Raw genomic sequence first — 22,354 nt, forward strand, 5'->3', positions numbered from 1 at the left:
TGGGCGCAATCCGATCCCATGCCGCATCCGTCAACTCACCACGACCCACCACAAGATCAATTATCAGACAGGACCTAGGGGAGACCGAGCTGCCACGACCAGCTCCCCCCAGCAGGCTCCGTCCCGCTCACTCCAGACGCCAGCTCGCTCATCATGACCCACGCCACTGCTCTGGCCGCCATAATGGACTCATGCCCTCCAGCCCACAGCATCGCGCACACACACCGAGCGATCTCTCGGGCGCAGTCGCCGAGGACCTCGCGCTCTACCGGGAGAAGTTCCGGCGGCGTCTGCCGGAGTCGCTGGACGAGTTGCACGGCCCGAGCCAGGGGGCCGTGGATCTACCACTGCACATGGCCTGGTCGGGGATGACCTCGTACGACCTGGGCAAACCTCGCCAGCGCATGGGCCTGTACCGCACTGTCCTGCACGAGGGTCTGCGTGATGACCTGCCCCGGTACCTCAACCGGGACCTGCTCCTCCAGCTGTGGCCGGTGCTGCGCGCCCTCGTCGGTCGCACCGTGCGCACCGTGTGGGAGGACGCCTTCCCCCATCTCGCCTCCCGCACCCGGGCCGCCGCGTGACGGACATGCCGGAGCTGCACACGCGGCTCCTGGCGGATGTGATCGCGCTCGGCTCCCCGTACCCCCTGGTCCTCACCGGTGGATATGCCGTGCGTGCGCACCGCCTCGTGAACCGCCCAAGCCAGGACCTCGATGTCGCCACCGAGAACCCGGCGCCCATGGCCGACATCGCGGCCACGCTCCGCGTCGGCCTGGAAGCCCGCGGCTGGAAGGTGCACGCGCTGGAGACCGCCCCGCTGTCCGCCCGCTTCACCGTGACCGACCCGGCCACCGGGCAGGAGTGCGAAGTCGACATCCTTAAGGAGATCTTCTGGCGGCCGGTCACCCAGAGCGCGTACGGGCCCGTCCTCGCGGAGGAGGACGTGATCCGGGACCAAGGTCCGCGCCCTCGCCGACCGCGGAGCGCCTCGCGACCTGATCGACGTGTTCGCAGCCTCCCGCCGCTGGACCAATGCCGAGCTCGAGGAGTTCGGCCGCCGCCACGCCCGCGGCCGCTTCGAGCGCGAGGATCTGCAGTCGAACCTCACGGGCGCCGAGTGGACCGACGACGAAGCCTTCGCCGCCTACGGCCTCGATGACGCCACCATCACCGCTCTCCGCGCTTGGGCGGTGGAGTGGGCCCACGACCTCGCGGCCCGTCTCCTCGAAGAGGCCGATGATCCGGACCTCGACTGATCACGCCCGAACCCTCACACGGTTCTAGCCAGCCAGATGGGCTACGAACCCCGGCAGCACCCTGCTTCTGCTGCCTATGGTGATGCTCCTCCCTGCAGTGAGCCGAGCGGAGTCCTGGGCCATGAAGTACGCATTGTCGGAGCCGCAAGCCGCGATGCTGTGACAATTGCGGCTGGCGTCGGCGAAGCCGTCGCAGGAGGTGCCAAGTTGCGTACCGGTGCAGGATTTTCCGTCCCCCGGCGGTTGTGTGGGAGGTGACGAGATCGTTCACGTGCCGTTTCAGGCGGACCATCTGCTCGTCCCGCTGGGGCAGCGTGCCGGTGGCCACGAGCACGTTGCGGATGTGCTCGACGACCTTGCTCACCGGGAGCTCGTCCAGGGCCTCATGCGTCAGAGACCGGCGGCCGGAGCCGAGATCGGACACGACGGTGGAGACGATGCCGCCGGAAAGCCATCGCACCGCCGTGCCGACTCGTTCTATCTCAGCCAGGGTGTCGTTGAGAGCCTGCAGCTTCGGGGGTATACCGCCCGCATCGTTGGCGAGAAGTTCGTGCAGCCGTTGCTCGAGAGTGCAACAAGGGCACGGGCCGGCGGCGCGAAGTCGTTCCGTTTTCCCGCAGGTGGGTGGGACATGGGCGCCAGAGCTCGGCATCCGGTGCGGTACAGGGGCCGCAGACCGGTGCTTTGGCGGTCCCGGAGTGGATGCCTCGGAGCCGTCCGCATGCGGTGCAGTGAGCCTGGCGTCTGCCGCAGCCGCCGCAGCGAGGCAAGCCGGTCAGGCGGGAGTGGGTGGCAGGTGCGGTGCGACCGCAGATCGAGCAGGCAAGAACAGGCAGGGGATATCAGTTGGAGCAGGGAGGACCGTTAGGCGTGCAGTTCTGTACTCGCTTCCGCTTGCCGCAGTTGATGCAGATCTCGACGTTCGCGGGGTCGGTGACCAGGCAGTTCGGACACAGCGGTCGCTCCTGGTCGTCGCGGGTGGCCGGCTCGCGCCGGGCTCCGCAGCGTACGCATTCTTCGAGTCGGGACTTGGCGATACAGTTGCGGCAGACCCGCTGCCCGTCGAGTGGCTTTCGATGCGGACCACCCGGTGACAGCGAGGGCAGGACGGTCGGATGATCCCGTCGACACCGGCCTCGTGCAGAAGGTCGATAAACCTCAAGATGGCCCGGAGCGGGGCGAGATGGGCCTCGCCGGTCAGCAGGCGAGGGTTCTCCTCCAGTGCCCGGCTCTTTGGCGCTGCCGCGCCCGGCGAGATACGCGGCGATGTCCGCGCACAACAGTGCGTCCTTCGGCATGAAGCACCAGCTTACCGCCATCATACGGCCAGCGACGGTCTTCTTGAGCGTGGCGTTGATCCGCCGCACGGCCGTCCGTAGGGGCCGGGGCATTTGCACGGCGCCGAACCTTTCCAACTCGTCCGGTACGTCCTCCTGCCCGCCGCTTTCCTCGTGCTCTTGCTGCCAGGCGTCGAGTTCTTGCTCCAGGCGATCCAGGAAATCGTCATCGGCCTCGACCTTGCCAAGCCACGCGAAGAACTTGATGCCGTCGCCGCGCCGGCCGTCGCTGGTTTCTACGCCCAATAGACCGCCGTCCGAGCGCAGAATGCCACCGCCGCGTCCCGCTCCGCGGGCGACCGCGCCTCCACCGATGCTGCCAGCAACTCCAGAGCCCACAACAGCGAAGCCCGCGCAGCCGTCACCAGCACGCGCCCCTCGGCGACTTCCGGTGCCGTCGCCATCACCCCGTCGACGATCTCCGTGATCGAGTGGTCACCCACCTACCTGTCGACGCCTAGGGACTCGATGCCGTCGAGGCCCAAGCTCGCCCAGTTCCAAGCTGGCGGCGGCAACTCCGCGACCCAACGCGGATTCAGGATCGGCGCCTCGGGCGACCGACAGCCCTCCGCTGGCATCAACTCGAGCCGAAACCAGCTGTTGCGCAATTCCGCCTGTGCCTCGTTCTCCGCTCCACGATTGCCGATTCCGTGCACGTGGACCAGCGCCACTGGTCCCCCTCAAGCCTCAGCGAGCCCAGGCCGTCCATTCTGCAACACCGACACACTCGTGGTGGTTTGACTACCCAGCGGTACGCTCCTCTTGATTGAGGAGGCCCTGCCCGGCCCAACACTCGACACCGTTCTCGGCTTCTGCATGCCGCGGTCGTCCGGTATGCCGGCCAGTCTCCGAGCACCTGGATGACCGAGGATCGGGCGTGTTTCCGGGAGACCAGGTAGTAGTGCTCGAACTTCTTCGATAGTGGGGGTTCTTCGGCGACGACCACGACGGGCCGTATGCCCTCGCTGATACGCGTCGCACCGCATCCGATCCACCGGTCGACGTACGCCCACGCCCTCATCCCGATCAGCCGCTCCCCGAAGAGAAGGAGGAGTGGCAGCCCGTTCCGCGCGGTCACCGCGGGATCGACGCGCCCGCTCATGGCGAGACCGCACCGGCCGCTGAACTTCTCGGTCAGCGCGGACAGGCCGATCTCATCGGAAGTCGCCAGACACACATGCCCCGATGAGTGCCCCGGCTCTCCGCACTCCAAGACCTTTGCGTCAGGCCCAAGCAAGCCGTGGACAGCTGCCAGCAGTTCCTCAGCTCAATCCCCGCCGCGGCCAGATGGTCAGCCTGATCCACAGAGTATGGGCGTGGCGCCCGCGATGCGTTGTGGACTCCATATCGACTACCCACCGCTGTTCCGGTTACTCGTTACGCAGTGTCGAAGTCCTCGATCCTGTCGGGGCCGAAGATCGGCCTCCACCTCCGAAGTAGAAGTACTGGCGTCATCACCAGACGACAGAGCGAGCATCTGGGCGAGTCGCTCCTCGCAGACGTGATGTGCGTCCTGGAGGTCCTGAGGGAGCTTGCCGTGGTGCTTCCTCTTGAGTTCCTTCGCACGGGCAAGGCCGTCACGAACAGCGTCGCGGGCGGCGGGCCCCCGTCGCCGCATGAGGTCGTCGAGCAGCCGACGAAGGTCCATCTGGACGTTCTCGTTCTCGCGCTCGTGCACCCACTCGCTCATGTCGCGCAGGTGGGGGCGATACTCGGCCTGCTGCTCGGCAGACAGCTTCGTACCGTACAGTTTGCCCGCCGCCTGCCAGACGCGTTTGGCCTCGGTGATGTCACCGGCCTGCCGGGCGTGGTCGAATCGCCATCGCAGCCCGGCAAGTGTTCCCACAACCGCCGCCGTAGAGGCATCGAGGGGGCGCCCAGCGGGAGCGGGGGCCGCTGCGGCGGAAGGTTCGGGGCGGGAAGAGACTTGTGACATCGCGGCGGAAGCAGCGGCCGCGGCGGGTTCCGTCTCCGTGCTCCTCGACCGGCTGGCGCTGCTCGCGTACGCGTCGCGGATGCGGCCCGCCTCCAGCCGCCTGGCCTGATGAGCTTCGCTCTGGAGGCCCGGGACTGGGCGCCCATGACGCTGGAGGATCGCAGGTAAGTACGGCAGCGGCTTGCCGTCGTCTGTCACGACGAGTGCCGCGTACATGAGGCCGTGGTCCCTGAGGGGCTCGTCCACACGGAACAGGATGTTGGCGCGCCGCTCGTCCGAGAGCGCCGCGAAGTCGAAACCAGTGTTCGCCGAGAGCTCCCGCCACGTGATGTCGTCGGCTCCGTTCCTCGCTCGCGCCTTGAGGTGCTCGCGTACGGCGAGCATGAGCTGGAGCGTCGGGAGACCTGTCGGCGAAATCAGTCTGGCCGCGGCCTGTGACCGGCTGCTTGGTTGCTGTGGCTGGAGCCGGGGGGCTACCTGGCAGGCAGGCGAGGCGGTGACGGGGCCGTCGCCGAAGAGTTCGTAGGCACGCCGCCGTTCCATCTCGTTGATACGGCGAATCTGGTTCTCTGGAAGGCTGGATGCCCAGCCGAGCCCGGCAAGTAAAGCGGCAAAGAATGACGGGACCTCACCGTCCTCCGTCCTGAGGAGGGAGGACAGTACCGGCTTGTCCTGGGCGCGAGGGAAATCGAGCGCGATGAGTAGCTTGAGCCGGTGCTCCGAGGTGAACTGCTGGAGCTTCGCCTTCGCAGAGCCGACGAGTTCGGCCCATGTAATCCGGCCGTGTATGCGGGCGGTCTGTTCCAAAGTCTCCCGGAAGGAAGCCACGATGTCTCGGTCGTCGAACCCTGGACGCGGAAGCGCGTGCGGCTCGAGCGGGCGGATGGTGCCTGCAGGCACCGGCTGGGCTGGCTTGAGGCCGTTCCAGGCTGCCGCCTCCCGGGCGTCGAGGCGTCGCGTTTGAGCTGCGGTGAGAAGCCACTCAGGCGTGTCCGTCGTGGTACCCGCGGCCGGCGCCAGGGTCACCCGCCCCCGGAGGAGGTACACCTTCGAAGGGTTGGGGGGCGTCGAAGCGTGAGAAAGGACGATTCGGGCCCGGGTGACAGCCGAGCCAAGAGGCTGGATGTCCGCGTCGTAGACGGCTCCCGGTGTGCCCGTGAGCGAGTGCACGTCGGTCCTCGCCACGGCCCCGGTGAACGCCACGGTGTCATCTGCCAGCTGAAAGGAGAGCGGGGGCGTGGTGGATGCCGCCGCTTCGGCCGACCCATGCGGCACGATGCCCTGGGCGGTAGGCACCAAACTCGGGGTGACGATCCCCTGAGAGGTCAGGGAGCACTCCTCCAGCGTGGTCCATTCGACGGTGTTGCCAGGCAGCTGGGTTCCGATCCACACCTGACGCGTGACACCGACGGTCCGGCACTCGACACGGATGGCATACCCATGGGACTCCACCCAGTCGTAGGCCAGCATGCTGTCCGGGCCGAAGAGCCACTCGACGCGGTCGGCGCGCCTGGCGAGTTTCTCCGCCTCCTGTCGCCACGGGTGCAGCCCCAGCCGGGCCATCTGTACGCGTATGAGATGCCGCCCGCCGGACAGTCGGAAGTCCACAGTCCCGCCCGGCCTGTCCCCGACGGTCCGGTACGAAGCCTTGGCCTCCCGGTGGTTCTGCTGGGCGAGCCATCGGGTCAGGGCTTGGCCGATGTAGAGGTGGTCGGCGCTGGACTCGCCGTTCGCGGTGCGACGGCAGTGGACGGGCGGGCGGTGGGCGAAGTGGCACTTCTTCTCGGTGTAGCGCTTGGCGCTGAGCTTCTTGCCGCAGCCCCCGAGGAGGGTGCCGCAGTAGAAGTCGTCGCGTGAGCGGCCTCGCATGAAGAGGTCGAACTCGTCGTGGTCGTACGGGAGGAAGACGGGCGTGTCGGATCCGGCCCGCCCGATGACGGCAGTCTGGACCTTGCGGGTGTCTTCCTCGTCGGCGAATGCTTTCACGACACGCTCCGGGGCGATGGGTCACTGCTTCGGGTTGATCGTGGTGCGCGCTTGGAGCGAAACTCGGCGAGTTGGGTTCGCCGAGTGGCGGGCTCGCGGAGCGTGCTCACGAGTACGGCTGCACGTCCTGTGCTCCTATTGGCCCGTCGGTGACTTCCCTGGGGGGCCTCCCCCGATCAAGCGGCACGGAGACGTAGGCATCCATGCCCGCTGTGGCCAGGGGATGGAGGGGAGCCGTCTCAAGATCGCCGTGCAGGCGCAGCAGCACATGGTCGTCACCGACTAGGCAGTCGGTGAACGGAAGGGTGTGGGATAGCAGGCGGGCGAAAACGTCGCAGGCCGCCCGGACGTCCACCTTGTCAAGGCCGAGCCAGACGTGCAGCGTGCCGTCCCGAACCGTCAACTCGACGTCGATGCGGGTGTCGGCCGCCTCGGCGGCTTCGCCGCACCACGTCAGGGCCTCGTCCAGTGCGCCGAGGTGGACGGGAAGCGGGCGGAAGACCTCCTGACGCATGTCATCGCGGACCGTGACGCCGGTGGACGGGGCCTGGTCGCGCCACCAGTCCTGCACGACGTCGCGGACCGAAGCGGCCTGCGACCCGCTGCTCAGCGCTCGCCGTACGGCGTCCGCCGCGTTTCGCCGGATCACGCTCGCGGCGTCGGGGCCGGGGTCTGCGGCCACGCGACGCAGGAGCGAGCCGGGCCCGATTCGCGTGTCGTCAAGGACCTTCCGGTAAAGCTCGCGCAGCGCGTCCTGTACGGCCGGGCCGTCCGGCTCAAGCAGGAGGCGGATGCGTTCTGTCCAGGCAAGAAACGCCTCGGTATCGCCGGTGGTGAGGAGGTCGGTGCCGAGGTCGCCGCGGGCGAGCATCCGGGCGCGCTGCCGTTCCGTCGGCCGACCAAGGCCGTCGAGCTGGGCCCGCAGGAGGAAGACAAGCAGGTCCCGTTCGGGGGTGGAAAGATCGTCGACGGCACCCTTGACGGGAGTGGCAAGGATGTCGAGGACGGCCTCGGCGGCCGCCTTCTTTGCCTCCGACTTTCCGGGGGTTCCGGGCAGACGCTCGGTCCACTGGTGGACCCGGCCCTGAGCGTCCTGGAGCCTGATTTTGGCGGCGAAGCTCTTCAGGTGGTCTGGCCCCGAGACGTCGTACGTGTACACGTGGTCGATGCCGTATGTGGTGGCCATGGTGGCAAGGATGGTCACCGGGTCGTGCTGGTGTTCCAGGCCGGTCAGCCAGTCGTCGAGGATGGCGGGCCGGCGCCTAAGCAGCCGAGGCCCGTGGATGCGCCAGGCCGCGCCGACGACGGCCTGGGTGGTGTCCGACACCGCTGGGCGGCTCTGTCCGCTCTCACCACGGCTCGTCAGCATCCCTTCCGCGAGCTGGAGGGTCGCACCGAGCCTGGCGGTGTCGTCGTCAGAGACGGTAAGGATGCGCGCCTCGTCCTCGTCGGGGGTGAGGCTATGTGCGAGGGCCTGGCGGACGCGGATGTGGGCGGCGAGGTGGTTCATCACGTGCGAGCCGTAGTGGGCGAGGAGGTGGTTGTCGCGCTGGTGTGCGGCGGTAACCGCCGCCTGGTTCTCGTGGGCCCAGGAGGCATGAGTGAGAGCCTGGGCGAGGAGCGCGTCCGCGCGATGGCCGAGCTCGAACATGGCCGCCAGGTCGCTCACGACGTCTCTGTGCCGGCTGCCCGGCTGCGCGTAGGGCAGCGGCGACGCGGCTGGCGGGGTCGCGGGGGCTGCCTTCCGCTCGACGCCCGCCGAGGCGGCCACATGCGGGTATGCGTCGAGCATTGCTCGTGCCGCCGCTGCCCGCGCCGCCTTCTTGGACTGGCCGGTGCCCTGTGCCGTGCGGCCGGTTCCGGTGCGGAGGGTGGCGCGGAAGACTTTGCGGTGGTCTGGGCCTTCTTCGTCGTAGTCGTAGGTCAGTCCTTCCTTGTGGAAGGCCGTTTGCGCCAGGGTGACGGGATCGGTTCCCGTCTCCGCGGACGGGCGGTCGAGGTCGGGCCACACGGAGGCGACCAGTCTACGGGCGATCTCGTGCTCGCCACAGAGGCTGAGTACGCCGAGGATCTGCCGGGCCGCTCCTTCGAAGACGGATCTGGCGGGTTGCTGCCCCTCCCCTGTGCCCATGCGCACCAGGCCCTGCTTGGTGGCCCAGGCGCCGAGCGCGAGGTCGGCGGCGGCGCGTCGCCGGGCGTGTTCGCTCGACTGTTCGCCCACCTTCCGAGGGGTCGCCCGTCGCACGTAGGCGTCGAGCAGGATCACGTCGAGCGCGGTGGCGCCGAGCCGGTCGAGCAGGCCGAGCACGTGCGGTGTGACCTGGTCGGCGTGGTGGCTCTCGTAGAGGTGACTGCGGTGTTCGGCGGCCAGGCCGAGCCAGGCGGTGACCTCGGCGTCGGCGTCCCATCCGCGCACGGCCTTCCCCACGGCCTCGCAGACCTCTTGCCCGTAGGTGCCCACCAGCGACACGGGCGGCTCGCACAGCGCCGGGTGAGTGACGTCGTGGACGTCGAGTCGCCGTTCGGCGCGGGAGTTAGGCCGGACTGGCTCGGGCGACGGACGCTGCCCGGCCGCGTGGTGGGCTGACCGCGCGGGCCGGGCCGGGCGGGCGACTTCGAGCGGTGTGGTCCGGCCCCGGCGGGTGGACGTCGGGCGCTGGTGGGCAGCACGCGAGACGGTGCGCCGAGGGGCCTCCTGCACCCTCCGCGCGCCAGTCGGCGGTGTGCCGGACCTGCCGTCCAGGAGGTTCTGGAGTTCGTTGGTGAGCCAGGAGGGCAGTCCCGTTGGGGGGTGGCCGCCGTCGAAGAAGTCTCCGGCCAGGTCGATGCAGTACGCGTACCGCTCCCACTCATGGTGGCGCGCGTGCTCCTGACCGAGCGTGCGTAGCGCAGACCGCATCCGCTCGTACGGCACCGTCTGGTCGGCCAGTTGGTACGACGTCCGGTTCCGCGCGGCGTCGATGGCGAGCGCAATGCGGTGCACGGGTGTCGGCGGCGCGGTCTCGCGCAGCGACACGATGCCGACCCAGCGGTTCATGGCCCTCCCCTTGCCGGGTGACGCGGCCCTGCCCGGCCACAGCACGCGCTCTCCCGGGCGGCGTCGGTGCGCTGTCCCGGTGCTTGCGTACGGGCGGCGGCCTGCCCCCGGTCCTGCTGTCCTTCCTCCCGCCGCGTCTCCCGGGGCTCCCGGTGATCACGGCGGCACTGGCTGGCCAGCGTATGCCGCCGGGCGCAGGTTCGGGGAGGGTTCACTCGACACGGATCGTTCCGTGTGACTCGCAGCATGAGGTGGCGGGCCGCGCGGTCCGCCAGGGGCAGGAGAACGGCCCGTGGGCGCGCGGGAGAACCGAAGGAGAGCTCCGGCTGTGGTGATTACGGCTGATCGGCATCACGTGGCGCCTGCACAAGCTGCATAGAGCCGAAAGAGTGGCCGCGGACCGTAGGAGTCCCCTGGGACTTTTCTAAGACTTCCGGCTGCATCAACGGGCACGGGCGTGAAACACCCGAAAGGCCATTTTTGCAGGTTAGCGCTCCGTGATGGGAAATCGCTTCAGGTCACAGCGCTGGCTGGTCTCTTCCGGGACATCTGATCAGCACGACTCAGTAGGTCTACGCTCAGCGTCGCCTGCCCTCGGCGCCCCATCGATGCTCGCCACCTTGACAGGGCCTGACCTGCCCGACAAGGCGCCTGGCCCCTATCAGAACGAGCGTCAAATGAGCGTCGCGAGCGTCAGTTCAGCGTCAAGACATCGCCCGTAACGCCCACACCGCACCTAATGCGCACGGGAGAGCCCGCAGGTCAGGAGCCCTTTGCTGCCGGTTCAAGGATGGCAACGCACTCAACATGCTGCGTCATAGGAAACAGATCGAACGCCCGCAGCGTCCGCACCCGGTAGCCGCCCTCGCGGAAGTAGCCCAGGTCTCGGGCCAGGGCGGCCGGGTCGCAGGCTACGTAGGCGATGCGGCGGGCGCCGAGGTCCGCGAGGTGGCGTACCGTCGCTCGGCCCGCTCCGGCGCGGGGCGGGTCCAGGACGATGAGGTCCACCTCCGTGATGCCCGTGCGCGGGAGGACCGCCTCGACCTTGCCCTGCTCGACGCGGACGCGGTCGAACGCGGCCAGGTTGTGGCGGGCGTCCTCGACCGCGCGCTTGCCCGACTCGATGCCGAGCACGGCCCCCTCGTCGCCGACGCGGTCCGCGATCGCGCCCGCGAAGAGGCCGACGCCGCAGTAGAGGTCCAGCGCCGTCTCGCCCTTGCGCGGGAGCAGGCCCTGCATGACCGCCGTCACCAGGGTGTCCGCCGCCTTCGGGTGGACCTGCCAGAAGCCGCCGTTGCCGACGCGGTACGTACGGCCGTCGGCGCGCTCGCGGACGAAGGGGCGGCCGTGGACGCGGTGGACGCCGCCGTCCTTCTCGTCCACACGCAGGACGGAGACCGGCCGGTCCAGTTCCACCAGGGGCAGGCGGGCGCCGGGGCGCGGGGTCAGGACCACCTGGCGGTCCTGCGAACCCGTCGCCGCGATGGCCTCCACCGTCTCCATGCCCGACCAGTCGCGCCGTTCCACGCCCAGCTCGCTGACGCCCTCCGCCGCGATCATGCAGTGGTCGATCGGCTGGACCTCGTGCGAGCGGTGGCGGCGCAGGCCCGCGCGGCCGGTGTCGGGGTCCACCGCGTACTGGACGCGGGTCCGCCACGACGGCACCTCGCCCGCCGGGACCTTGTCGCCCTCGGCCGGCATCACCGTGCCGTCCCAGCCCGCCTCCTCGGGCGTCAGGCCCGCGAGCCGCTGCAACTGCTCGGTGAGGACCTCGGCCTTCAGACGGCGCTGCGCGCCCGGCTTGGCGTGCTGCCAGTCGCAGCCGCCGCAGCGGCCGGGGCCCGCGTACGGGCAGGGCGCCTCGACGCGGTCCTTGGACGGTTCGAGCACCGTCACCGCGTCCGCCCGCAGGAAGCGCGAGGTCTCGTCGCCCTCGGTGACGCGGGCGACGATCCTCTCGCCGGGCAGGGTGTGGCGGACGAAGAGGACCCGGCCCTCGGGCGTACGGGCGATGCAGTGACCGCCGTGGGCCACGGGGCCGACCTCGACCTCGTACTCCTCCCCCACCAGCGAGTTCTTCGGTTCTGCCTGCATGGTGGGGTGACTCCGCAACGTAAGAGGGGGGACGGACGGCCTGGGGCCGCCGGACGACAGCCCACCAGTTTACGTGGGTGGCGGGCTGCCGCTCACCAGGAGGAGACCCTCCGCCCCCCGTACCGTACCGGCGAGTAGCTCCCAGCGCGGCCCGCGCGGGGAACAGGCACCCGCGCTCCACAAGCCGCCGGCAAGGGCCTCAGCCCTTGGGGCCCCTCTCCTTCGTCCGCTGCTTCTCCACCGGGCCGCGCCGCACCGAACCCGGCGCGTTCCACTCCTGGCGCCTGCGGGCCCGCCGCTTCGCGGCCTCGGAGGACTCGAGCTGGTAGGGCACGGAGGTGACCATCACGCCGGGCGTGAAGAGCAGCCGGCCCTTGAGGCGCAGCGCGCTCTGGTTGTGCAGGAGGTGCTCGTACCAGTGGCCGACCACGTACTCGGGGATGATCACGCTCACCGCGTCGCGCGGGCTCTCCCGGCGCAGCGACTTCACGTACTCGATCACCGGGCGGGTGATCTCCCGGTACGGGGAGTCGAGGACCTTCAGCGGTACGGCGATGCCGCGGCGCTCCCACTCGGCGCGCAGCGCCTTGGTCTCGGCCGGGTCGACGTTGACGCTGAGCGCCTCCAGGGTGTCGGTGCGCATCAGCTTGGCGTACGCGAGGGCGCGCAGCGTCGGCTTGTGAATCTTGGAGACGAGGACGATGGAGTGGACCCGGGAGGGGCGGACGCTGTCGTCGGAGGGCCCCTCGGGGGCTGCGATCTCCTCGGCGACGCGGTCGTAGTGGCGGCGGATCGCGGTCATCGTCGCGTAGAAGATGACCATGCCGAGCAGCGCGACCCAGGCGCCGTGGGTGAACTTCGTGACCAGGACGACGATCAGGACCAGGCCGGTGAAGAACGCGCCGAAGGTGTTGATCGCGCGCGAGCGGACCATGTGGCGGCGCTTGGCCGGGTCCTGCTCGGCGGCCAGGTGGCGGTTCCAGTGCCGGACCATGCCGATCTGGCTGAGGGTGAAGGAGACGAAGACGCCGACGATGTAGAGCTGGATCAGGCGGGTGGAGTCCGCGCCGTAGACGAAGACGAGCAGCGCCGCCGCACCCGCGAGGAGCACGATGCCGTTGGAGAAGGCCAGGCGGTCGCCGCGGGTGTGGAGCTGGCGCGGCAGGTAGCGGTCCTGCGCGAGGATCGAGCCGAGCAGCGGGAAGCCGTTGTACGCGGTGTTCGCGGCGAGGAAGAGCACGAGCGCGGTGGCCGCGGCCAGGACGATGAACAGGAAGCTGCCGTCGCCGAACACCGCCTCGGCGACCTGGGAGATCACCGGGTTCTGGACGTAGTCGCCGCCGACCGGGGAGCCGTTCTCGATGAGGTCCTTGGCGGGGTTCTCGGCCATGTGGACGTTGGTCGCCATGGCGAGGCCGATGATGCCGCAGAACATGGTGACGGCGAGACCGCCCATGAGCGCGAGCGTGGTGGCCGCGTTCCGCGACTTGGGCTTGCGGAAGGCGGGCACGCCGTTGCTGATGGCCTCGACGCCGGTGAGCGCGGCACATCCGGAGGAGAAGGCGCGCAGCAGCAGGAAGACGAGGGCGAAACCGGCGATGCCCTGGTGCTCGGCCTCGATCTCGAAGTCGGCGGTCGGGGCCTTCATGGTGTCGTCGAGGACGAAGCCGCGGAAGGCGCCCCAGGCGATCATGAGGAAGACGCCGACGACGAACACGTAGGTCGGGATCGCGAAGAGCTTGCCGGACTCCTTCACGCCGCGCAGGTTCATGAGCGTGAGGAGCACGATCACCGCGACCGCGCACAGCACCTTGTGCTCGACCACGAAGGGGATCGCGGAGCCCAGGTTCTCGATGCCCGAGGAGATCGACACGGCCACGGTGAGGACGTAGTCGACGAGCAGGGCGCTCGCGACGGTCAGGCCCGCCTTGGGGCCGAGGTTGGTGTTGGCGACCTCGTAGTCGCCGCCGCCGCTCGGGTACGCGTGCACGTTCTGCCGGTACGAGGCGACGACGGTGAACATCAGCACGACGACCGCGACGGCGATCCAGGGGCTGTAGTGGTACGCCGACGCGCCCGCGATGGACAGGACGAGCAGCACCTCGCCGGGCGCGTACGCGACGGAGGACAGCGGGTCGGACGCGAACACGGGGAGGGCGATGCGCTTCGGCAGGAGCGTTTCTCCGAGCCTGTCGCTGCGCAGTGCGCGCCCGATGAGGATCCGTTTGGGCACGTCGGTCAGTTTGGACACGCAGAGGATCGTAAGCGGTCGGAAAGGGTGCCGCCCACCCAGTACCTGCGAGTTGTCAAGAGCTTCTGCCGAAAGGTTAAAGAGATGTTCAAGACGCGGACCCGGTGAGCGGTCGGTCCGGGCGGCGCGCGACCGGCCCGGGCGGCGCGCATGACCCCGCGCCACCCGACCGGCCAGCCGACCGTCCGGGCACCCGGGCCGCCCGGGCCGCCGGACTGACCGTCCGCTGGTCCGACCGCCGGTCTGCCCGGACCGCCCGACCGGACCACCCGGACCGACCGTCCGCCGAAGCGCCCTCAGCGCCCCGCTCGCGCCCCGGTCCACGCCGTCGGCGGCCGCACCCCGCCGAGGTCGCCCTCCGCGTCGCCCTCGGTGTCCCCACCGGCGTCCGCCGGCGCCCCGTACCCGCGGGCGATCCGCTCCTCGGCCCGCCGTACGGCCTTCGACGGCCACCACGTGGCGCGGCCGAGGAGGAGCAGTGCCGCCGGCAGGATCATGACGCGGATCACGAACGCGTCCACCAGGACGGCCACCGCCAGCACGAAGCCCATCTGCTTCATCTCCAGGATGTGCAGCATCACGAAGCTGGCGAAGACGGTGACCATGACGATCGCCGCGCTCGTGACGACCTTCGCCGAGGAGGCGATGCCGTCGATGACGGCCTTGCGCGTCGGCACCCCGTTCAGGGCCGCCTCGCGGATCCGGCTGACCACGAACACCTGGTAGTCCATCGAGAGCCCGAAGAGGATCACGAGGAGGAACAGCGGCACGCGGGAGGAGATCCCGTGCAGTGACACGAAGGACAGCAGGTCCTCCGCCCACTCGCCCTGGAAGACGAGGACGAGCAGGCCCAGCGCGGACGCGGCGGACAGGAGGTTGAGGGCGACGCCGAGCAGGCCGAGCACGACGGACCGGAAGGCGTAGACGGTCATCGCGAAGGTCAGCAGCAGCAGCGCCCCGAGGACCAGCGGCAGCTTGTCGTTCTGGTGGTCGACGTAGTCGATGCCGCGCGGCACGTCGCCGCTGACGGCCGTCTCGACGCCGTCGAGCCTGCCGAGGGTCGCGGGCAGGTGGTCGTCGCGCAGGTGGTCCAGGGTGCGGGCCGCCTCCTCGGAGTACGTGGCGTGCCGGGCGCCGAGGTCCAGGGTGCTGATGCGCCGGTCAGCGGAGGTCTTGATCTGCGGTTCGGCGCGGTCGGCGAAGAGCGGGTCGGCCGTGGCCTCGTCGTGCAGGGCGCGCAGGGCGCGGACCACGTCGCCGGACCGCTCGGGCGTGGAGCGCGCCACGACCAGGAAGCGCAGGCGCAGGTCGGGGTAGGCCGCGAGCAGCCGGTCGTAGCCCTGCATCGCCGGGATCTCGCGGGAGAAGCTGTCCCGGGCGGGGTCCTTCAGCTTCATGTCGAGGGCCGGCAGGGAGAGGCCGACCAGCGCGAGGACCGCGAGGCACAGGGTGAGGGCGGGGCGCTTGCGGGCGGGGGCCAGGAGCACGTTCCAGACCCGGCCCGGCTCCTTCTCCGCGTACGGCTTCACGGGCTTGCCGCGCTCGCGGCGCCGGGCGGCCCGGCGCTCGGCGCGCTGCCCCAGCTTGACCAGCATGGCGGGCAGCGCGGTCACGGAGCTGACCACGGCGACGGCCACGACGAGGATGGTGCCGGTGGCGAGCGAGTCGAAGATCACGTCGCCCGCCAGGTAGAGCGCGGCGGTGGAGACGATCACGGCGAGTCCGGAGACGACGATGGCGCGGCCGGCCGTCGCGGCGGCGGTCTCCACGAGCGCCCCGGCCGACAGGCGGCCGCCGCCGCGGGCCCGCTCCTCGCGCTCGCGCTTGAGGTAGAAGAGCGTGTAGTCGACGCCGACGGCCATGCCGATGAGCAGGATCATGTTCATCCCGACACCGGTGTCGGGCAGCAGGTGCGAGGCCAGCATGGCCAGGCCCATGGTCGCCATGATCGAGGTGATCGCGAGCAGCAGCGGCACGCCGACCATGAGCACCGAGCCGAACACCAGGGCCAGCGTGACAAGCGTGACCGGCAGCGTGATCATCTCGGAGAACGCCAGGTCCTTGCCGCGCTGGTCGTTCACGCCCTTGCTGACCGAGGCGGCGCCGGTCTCCTCGATCACCACCTCCGGGTGGGCCTTCCTGGCCTTCTCGGTCGCCTCCTGGAGCGGGACGACGTTCTTCTTGCCCTCCTGCTCCGGGCCCTTCAGCGTCACGGGCACGCGCAGCACGTCGCCGTTCCTCGCGCGGACGGGCGCGCCCACCTCGTCGACCTCGGGCAGCGCCCGCATCCGCCGGGTGACGTCCCGCACGGCGGCGTCGGCCGCGCGCTCGTCAAGGCGGCCGTCCCTGGCGCTGATCAGGATCTGTTCGAGGGGCTTGATCTGGAGGTCGCCCTCGGTGGCCATGGCCTCGGCGCGCCCGGCCTCGCCGACCTGGAAGTCCTCCGAGGTCGCGCTGTTCATCCCGGCCGTGATGCCGGCGCCGAGGCACAGCACGACGAAGACGAACCAGCCGACGATCGCCCGCCAGGGGTGCAGCGCGCTCCAGCGGGCCACCCGCACGGTGACCGACCGCCGGCCCCCGTCGGGCCCTCCGGATCCCCGTTCCCTCATGTCCGGCCCCCTCGTGTCCACGTCTACCCCTTCCCGTCCTTCACATGTAACTTCAGACTTACAGGTGAAGGGTGAAGGCGTCAACTGTCAGGTTGGAATGGAAAACTCCGGCACGACGGAGGGTTTGACAGTGCTTCACAGCGTGCGTAAGCCTTGGCTGACAGGTATCGGGACGGCACAGAGGCGGGCCATGAACAGCGAGGAGCTGCTTGCCCTCCTCTCGGCGGTGGGGCACGCGCAGCGCATCCGGATCATCACGGAGCTCGCCCCGGGCCCCATGTACGTCAGCGAACTGGCCCGGCGCCTCGGCGTCTCCCGCCCCCTGCTGTACATGCACCTGGAGCGCCTGGAGAAGGCCGGGCTCGTGGTCGGCCGCCTGGAGCTCTCCGACGCCGGCAAGGCCCTCAAGTACTTCGAACTCGCGCCGTTTGACGTGCGGTTGAACGTCGATACGATTCTTGCTGCTGCCCAGCAGGACGGGGCGAGCGAGGCCGGACAGCACTCTTCTGAGGGGACGCCCCAATGAGCGACGCGATCATTCCGATCGCCTTCTTCGTCATCCTTGCCGGTGCGATCGTCGCCGTCTCGTACTTCCAGACGCAGCGCGGCCGCGAGCGCGACCGCGCCTACGCGGAGGCGATGGAGGGCTACCGCCAGGTCGTCGAGGCGTCCCGTTCCGAGGCCGAGTCCGTGCGCCTCCAGCTCACCGAGCTGAACCTGCGCGTCAAGGCCATGGAGACCCTGCTGCGCGCCGTCGACTAGCACGGGACCCGCGCCGGGCCGCAGCCGCCCCTCGGGCTCCGGGCCGGGCGCGAAAGCCGTTACCGTGGACTCTGCAAACGCACCGGGACACCGACCGGGACAGCCGAGAGCACCCCGCACCGCCAACCGCAGGGCGGGCTGCGCCGCCGCGCCGCGCAGGCGCGCCGAAAGAGAGTCATGAGTAAGGCATTCACGCAGGTCAAGTGGGCCATGAGGAGCGCGGGGTAGCGACGTGCACATCGTCATCATGGGCTGCGGAAGAGTGGGCTCCGCTCTCGCGCAGACCCTGGAACAGCAGGGGCACACGGTCGCCGTGGTCGACCAGGACCCCACTGCCTTCCGCCGTCTGGGCTCCGGCTTCGGCGGCCGCCGCGTGACCGGCGTCGGCTTCGACCAGGACACCCTGCGCGAAGCTGGCATCGAGGACGCGGGCGCCTTCGCCGCCGTCTCCAGCGGCGACAACTCGAACATCATCGCCGCCCGGGTGGCCCGCGAGATGTTCGGCATCGAGAACGTCGCGGCCCGTATCTACGACCCGCGCCGCGCCGAGGTCTACCAGCGCCTGGGCATCCCCACGGTCGCCACGGTCCGCTGGACCGCCGACCAGATGCTGCGGCGCCTGCTGCCCTCCGGCGCGGAGCCGCTGTGGCGCGACCCCACCGGGGGCGTCCAGCTCGCCGAGGTGCACACCTCGCCCTCCTGGATCGGCCACAAGGTCAGCCGCCTCCAGGAGGAGACCGGCGTGCGCGTCGCCTTCCTCACCCGGCTCGGCGAGGCGGTCCTGCCGACCTCCCAGACGGTGTTGCAGGAGGGCGACCTGGTGCACGTGATGATGCGCACCGACGAGGTCGAGAAGGTCGAGGCGGCGTTCGCCGAGGGCCCCGAGGAAGGCGGTCAGTGATGAGGGTCGCCATTGCCGGAGCGGGCGCGGTGGGCCGTTCCATCGCCGGTGAGCTCCTGGAGAACGGGCACGAGGTGCTGCTCGTCGACAAGGCGCCGACGGCCATCTCCGTCGAGCGCGTCCCGCAGGCCGAGTGGCTGCTCGCCGACGCCTGCGAGATCACCTCGCTCGACGAGGCGGCGCTCCAGCGCTGCAACGTCGTCATCGCCGCGACGGGCGACGACAAGGTGAACCTGGTCGTCTCGCTCCTCGCCAAGACCGAGTACGGCGTCCCCCGCGTCGTCGCCCGCGTCAACAACCCCAAGAACGAGTGGCTCTTCAACGAGTCCTGGGGCGTCGACGTCGCGGTCTCCACGCCGCGCCTGATGTCCGCCCTCGTCGAGGAGGCGGTGAGCGTCGGCGACCTGGTACGCCTGCTGCGCTTCAGCCACGGCGACGCCAACCTGGTCGAGCTGACGCTGCCGCCGGAGTCGGCCCTCGCGGGCACCCGCGTCGGCGACGTCCAGTGGCCCGAGGACACGTCCCTCGTCACGATCATCCGCGGTACGCGCGTCCTCACGCCGACCCCGGACGACTCGCTGGAGGCGGGCGACGAACTGCTCTTCGTGGCCGCGCAGGCCCGCGAGGAGCAGTTGGAGGACCTCCTGTCGGCCCGGCGGGACTAGCCGGGGGAGACAGCGGGGAGAAGCAACAGGTGGGGGCGGACAGGACATCCTGTCCGCCCCCACCTGTGCGTGCGAAGCCCGCGGCCGGGTCCCGGGCCGGGCCTCACGCCTCCGGCCGGGCCTCAGGCCTCCGGCTGGGCCCGGCGTGCCGCCTCGGCCTTCTCCTCCGCCTCCATCTCGGCGAACACGTCGATCGGCGGCGGCGCCTTGGCCAGGAAGATCCAGGTGAAGTACACCGCGAGGACCATCGGCGGCAGCTTCAGGGCGATCAGGACCCAGCCGAGCTGCGCGGTGTCCCCCCACCAGTACAGCGGGAAGAGGATCGCGTACTTGCCGAGGAAGATCAGGCCCCAGGCCAGGGACGCCTTCGTGTACGCCTTCTTGCGGCCGGGGTTGCGCGTGCGCCAGGAGAGGTTCTCGCGGAACACCGGCCCGAGCAGCAGGCCGAGCAGCGGGTAGCCCACCAGGGCCGAGACGAAGAACGCGGTGCCGAGGCCCACGCCGTAGATCATCCCCGGCAGGTAGAAGTCCTTGGCGTTGCCCGTGAACATCGCGAAGGCCACGCCGAACGCGACGCCGAAGACACCGCTGAAGGCGTGCTTGACCGTGTCGCGGCGCACCAGGCGGACCACGACCAGGACCAGCGCCACGGCCAGGGCCGCGATCGCCGACATGTGCAGGTCCTTGTTGATCGTGTAGATCAACACGAACAGCAGGCCCGGGACCATCGTCTCGACCGTGCCGCGGATGCCGCCGAAGGCGTCGAAGAGGGCGGCCTGCGTCAGCGCCCTGGTGTCGGCGTCCTGGGAGTCCCGGGCGTCCTGGGAGTTCTGCGCGTGCTGGGGGCTCCGAGGGCGCGCGCCCCCCGGGCCCTGGTCGGTCGGCTTGTCGACTGACGTCACCGGCTACTCCCGTCCGAGCGGTCTGAGTTCGTACTTGGGGTTGAAGAGCACTCTGCGACCGCGGTCTATGGAGATCCGTCCCGACGCGATCAGACGGCGGCCCGGCTCGATGCCGACGATGGAGCGCCTGCCGAGCCAGACCACGTCGAGCGCGGCGGAGCCGTCGAACAGCTCCGCCTCCAGAGCGGGCACGCCGGCGCGCGGCCGTAGAGTGACCGTGCGCAACGTACCAGTAACCGTGACGATCTGACGGTCGTGGCAGTCGCCGATGCGGGTGCAGCCCGCCGTCTCGGCGTCCTCGCGCAGCTCCTGGGAGTCCAAGTCCTGCTGGGAGGACGACAGCCGGTCGAGCATGCGCCGGAAACGGCCCGCGGGCTTGTCGGGTCCAGGAACAGCACTCATACCTTGAGCCTACCGGTGCGCCCCGACACCCCGGCAATGCCGGTGCCCGCCCCCTGTGCGCGGGGTGGCCACCCCCTGCGCGGGGGCCCTCGGCACGGGGCCTCGGCGCCCTCGGGCCCTACTTCTCGAAGCGGTAGCCCATCCCCGGCTCCGTGATGAAGTGCCGGGGTTGCGCGGGGTCCGCCTCCAGCTTGCGCCGCAGCTGCGCCATGTACACGCGCAGGTAGTTGGTCTCCGTGCCGTAGGAGGGGCCCCACACCTCTTGGAGGAGCTGCTTCTGGCTCACCAGCCGGCCCGCGTTGCGGACGAGCACCTCCAGGAGGTGCCACTCGGTGGGCGTGAGCCGCACGTCGCGCCCGCCCCGGTTGACCTTCTTCGCGGCGAGGTCGACCGTGAAGTCGGCGGTCTCGATCGTCACGTCGTCCTCGCCCGCGCCGACGGGCTCCGCGCGGCGCACCGCGGCCCGGAGCCGGGCGAGCAGCTCGTCCATGCCGAAGGGCTTGGTCACGTAGTCGTCGGCGCCCGCGTCCAGGGCCTCGACCTTCTCGTCCGAGCTGTGCCGGGCGGACAGGACCAGGATGGGGACGCGCGTCCAGCCGCGCAGGCCCTTGATGACCTCCACGCCGTCCATGTCGGGCAGACCGAGGTCGAGCACGATCACGTCGGGGTGGCGGGCGGCCGCGAGCTGGAGGGCGGTCGCGCCGTCCGGCGCGGCGTCCACCTCGTACTTGCGTGCCTTCAGGTTGATCACGAGGGCGCGGACGATCTGCGGCTCGTCGTCGACCACGAGCACCCGGGTCATTCCTACCTGCCTTTCGGGCTTGTCAGCGCCGCTGGTGCGGCGGTCGGTGCCACGGACGCGGCCGGGGCCTGCGTCACGGGGCCGTGGTGGCCCTCAGGCCGGGCACGGCGGCCGGGCGGCCGCCCGCCGCCTTCAGCGTCAGCACCATCGTGAGGCCGCCGCCGGGGGTGTCCTCGGCGTTGAGGGTGCCGCCCATGGACTCCACGAAGCCGCGGGCGACGGCGAGGCCGAGGCCGACCCCGCTGCCCCGTGGAGCGTCACCGTAGCGCTGGAACGGCTCGAAGATGCGCTCCTTGGCGTCGTCGGGGACGCCGGGGCCGCGGTCCACGACGCGCACCTGCACCTGATCCCCCAGGGCGCTCGCCGACACCAGGACGGGGGTGCGCTCGGGGGCGTACTTGACGGCGTTCTCGACGACATTGGCGACGGCCCGCTCCAAGAGGCCCTTGTCGACGGCCACCATCGGCAGGTTCTCCGGCACGTCGAGGTCCACGCTGCCGTCCGGTACGCCGCCGAGCGCCATCGGCACCACCTCGTCGAGGTCGATCTCGCGGATCAGCGGCGCGACCGTGCCGGTCTGCAGGCGGGACATGTCCAGGAGGTTACCGACGAGGTGGTCGAGCCGGTCGGCGCCCGCCTCGATGCCTTCGAGCAGCTCGGCCTGGTCCTCCACGGACCACTCCACGTCCTCGGAGCGCAGCGAGGTGACCGCGGCCTTGATCCCGGCCAGCGGGGTGCGCAGGTCGTGGCTGACGGCGGCGAGCAGGGCGGTGCGGATGCGGTTGCCCTCGGCGAGGGTGCGGGCCTGGTCGGCCTCGGTCTGGAGGCGCTGGCGGTCCAGGACGACGGCGGCCTGCGCGGCGAACGCGGCGAGCACGCGGCGGTCCTCGGCGGGCAGCACCCGGCCGGACAGGGCGAGCGCCATGTGGTCGCCGACGGGCACGTCGACGTCGGCGTCCTCGGGGCGCTCGACGTGCGCGCGGCTGCCGACGCCGGCCGCGCACGTCCAGGGCGCGAGGTCGTGCTCGCGCTCCAGGAGGGCCACCGACTCCATGCCGAAGGTCTCGCGGACGGTCTCCAGGAGGGAACCGAGGCTGTTCTCGCCGCGCAGCACACTGCCCGCGAGGTGGGAGAGGATCTCCGACTCGGCGCGCAGCCGGGCCGCCTGGTGGGTGCGGCGCGCGGCGAGGTCCACCACGGAGGCGACGGCGATCGCGACGGAGACGAAGACGGCGATCGCGACGATGTTCTTCGAGTCGGAGATCGTCCACCGGTGCAGCGGCGGGGCGAAGTGGTAGTTCAGCAGCAGGGAGCCGAAGGCGGCGGAGGCCAGCGCCGGGAGCATGCCGCCGAGCAGGGCCGCCGCGACCGTCAGGGTCAGGAACAGCAGCATGTCGTTGGCGAGCCC

16 protein-coding genes and 1 pseudogene are annotated in these 22,354 nt (G+C 70.3%); 6 read left to right on the forward strand and 11 right to left on the reverse strand.

Features of this window, described 5'->3' with window-relative positions:
* Positions 1 to 191 precede the first annotated feature (191 nt).
* Both QK440_RS36945 and QK440_RS36950 read left to right on the forward strand, forming a co-directional pair.
* On the forward strand, positions 192 to 584 hold the full coding sequence (locus QK440_RS36945) for a hypothetical protein (protein WP_282797650.1): 393 nt from the start codon (positions 192 to 194) through the stop codon (positions 582 to 584).
* A gap of 5 nt (positions 585 to 589) precedes the next feature.
* A pseudogene (locus QK440_RS36950) lies at positions 590 to 1,259 on the forward strand (nucleotidyl transferase AbiEii/AbiGii toxin family protein).
* An 842-nt stretch (positions 1,260 to 2,101) separates the two neighbouring features.
* Here QK440_RS36950 and QK440_RS36955 read toward each other — a convergent pair.
* The 7 genes from QK440_RS36955 to QK440_RS36985 form a co-directional block, all read right to left on the reverse strand.
* Complete coding sequence (locus tag QK440_RS36955; protein WP_282797651.1) at positions 2,102 to 2,842, reverse strand: hypothetical protein; 741 nt, start codon at positions 2,840 to 2,842, stop codon at positions 2,102 to 2,104.
* Positions 2,833 to 3,039, reverse strand: coding sequence for a hypothetical protein (locus tag QK440_RS36960; protein ID WP_282797652.1), 207 nt, complete (start codon positions 3,037 to 3,039; stop codon positions 2,833 to 2,835). Before QK440_RS36960 ends, QK440_RS36955 begins: the two co-directional genes overlap by 10 nt.
* Before the next feature lie 908 nt (positions 3,040 to 3,947).
* Positions 3,948 to 6,518, reverse strand: a complete 2,571-nt coding sequence (locus QK440_RS36965; protein WP_282797653.1) for a competence protein CoiA family protein — start codon at positions 6,516 to 6,518, stop codon at positions 3,948 to 3,950.
* Positions 6,519 to 6,624: 106 nt separating this feature from the next.
* Positions 6,625 to 9,555, reverse strand: a complete 2,931-nt coding sequence (locus QK440_RS36970; protein ID WP_282797654.1) for a putative dsRNA-binding protein — start codon at positions 9,553 to 9,555, stop codon at positions 6,625 to 6,627.
* 762 nt (positions 9,556 to 10,317) lie between these two features.
* The gene (locus tag QK440_RS36975; protein ID WP_282797655.1) at positions 10,318 to 11,649 is read right to left on the reverse strand and encodes a class I SAM-dependent RNA methyltransferase; all 1,332 of its coding nucleotides are present in this window, start codon (positions 11,647 to 11,649) and stop codon (positions 10,318 to 10,320) included.
* Positions 11,650 to 11,848: 199 nt separating this feature from the next.
* Positions 11,849 to 13,900: an APC family permease gene (locus QK440_RS36980; protein ID WP_282797656.1), complete on the reverse strand. Its 2,052-nt coding sequence runs from the start codon at positions 13,898 to 13,900 to the stop codon at positions 11,849 to 11,851.
* A gap of 296 nt (positions 13,901 to 14,196) precedes the next feature.
* Positions 14,197 to 16,512: an MMPL family transporter gene (locus QK440_RS36985; protein WP_282797657.1), complete on the reverse strand. Its 2,316-nt coding sequence runs from the start codon at positions 16,510 to 16,512 to the stop codon at positions 14,197 to 14,199.
* Positions 16,513 to 16,702: 190 nt separating this feature from the next.
* Here QK440_RS36985 and QK440_RS36990 point away from each other — a divergent pair, with 190 nt between their 5' ends.
* The 4 genes from QK440_RS36990 to QK440_RS37005 all read left to right on the forward strand — a co-directional run bounded on the left by QK440_RS36990 (position 16,703) and on the right by QK440_RS37005 (position 18,840).
* Positions 16,703 to 17,038: a winged helix-turn-helix domain-containing protein gene (locus QK440_RS36990; RefSeq protein WP_190139794.1), complete on the forward strand. Its 336-nt coding sequence runs from the start codon at positions 16,703 to 16,705 to the stop codon at positions 17,036 to 17,038.
* A complete protein-coding gene (locus QK440_RS36995; RefSeq protein ID WP_282797658.1) occupies positions 17,035 to 17,274 on the forward strand; it encodes a hypothetical protein in 240 nt (79 codons plus the stop codon). Before QK440_RS36990 ends, QK440_RS36995 begins: the two co-directional genes overlap by 4 nt.
* A gap of 232 nt (positions 17,275 to 17,506) precedes the next feature.
* Positions 17,507 to 18,175, forward strand: coding sequence for a TrkA family potassium uptake protein (locus QK440_RS37000; protein ID WP_190139792.1), 669 nt, complete (start codon positions 17,507 to 17,509; stop codon positions 18,173 to 18,175).
* A complete protein-coding gene (locus QK440_RS37005) occupies positions 18,175 to 18,840 on the forward strand; it encodes a TrkA family potassium uptake protein (RefSeq protein WP_190139791.1) in 666 nt (221 codons plus the stop codon). Before QK440_RS37000 ends, QK440_RS37005 begins: the two co-directional genes overlap by 1 nt.
* A 122-nt stretch (positions 18,841 to 18,962) precedes the next feature.
* On the opposite strand, the gene QK440_RS37010 is transcribed toward QK440_RS37005, so the two are convergent.
* The 4 genes from QK440_RS37010 to QK440_RS37025 form a co-directional block, all read right to left on the reverse strand.
* Positions 18,963 to 19,625, reverse strand: a complete 663-nt coding sequence (locus QK440_RS37010) for a DUF3159 domain-containing protein (RefSeq protein ID WP_282797661.1) — start codon at positions 19,623 to 19,625, stop codon at positions 18,963 to 18,965.
* A 120-nt stretch (positions 19,626 to 19,745) separates the two neighbouring features.
* On the reverse strand, positions 19,746 to 20,144 hold the full coding sequence (locus QK440_RS37015; RefSeq protein ID WP_190139790.1) for an OB-fold nucleic acid binding domain-containing protein: 399 nt from the start codon (positions 20,142 to 20,144) through the stop codon (positions 19,746 to 19,748).
* 118 nt (positions 20,145 to 20,262) lie between these two features.
* Positions 20,263 to 20,946 (reverse strand): response regulator, encoded by a 684-nt coding sequence (locus QK440_RS37020; RefSeq protein ID WP_282797659.1) that lies wholly within the window; start codon positions 20,944 to 20,946, stop codon positions 20,263 to 20,265.
* A gap of 73 nt (positions 20,947 to 21,019) precedes the next feature.
* Positions 21,020 to 22,354, reverse strand: a 1,335-nt coding sequence (locus tag QK440_RS37025; RefSeq protein WP_282797660.1) for an ATP-binding protein, incomplete at its 5' end; no start/stop codon positions are given.

Origin of the sequence: Streptomyces sp. CC224B, assembly GCF_030010595.1 — a bacterium.
GTDB lineage: Bacteria > Actinomycetota > Actinomycetes > Streptomycetales > Streptomycetaceae > Streptomyces > Streptomyces longispororuber.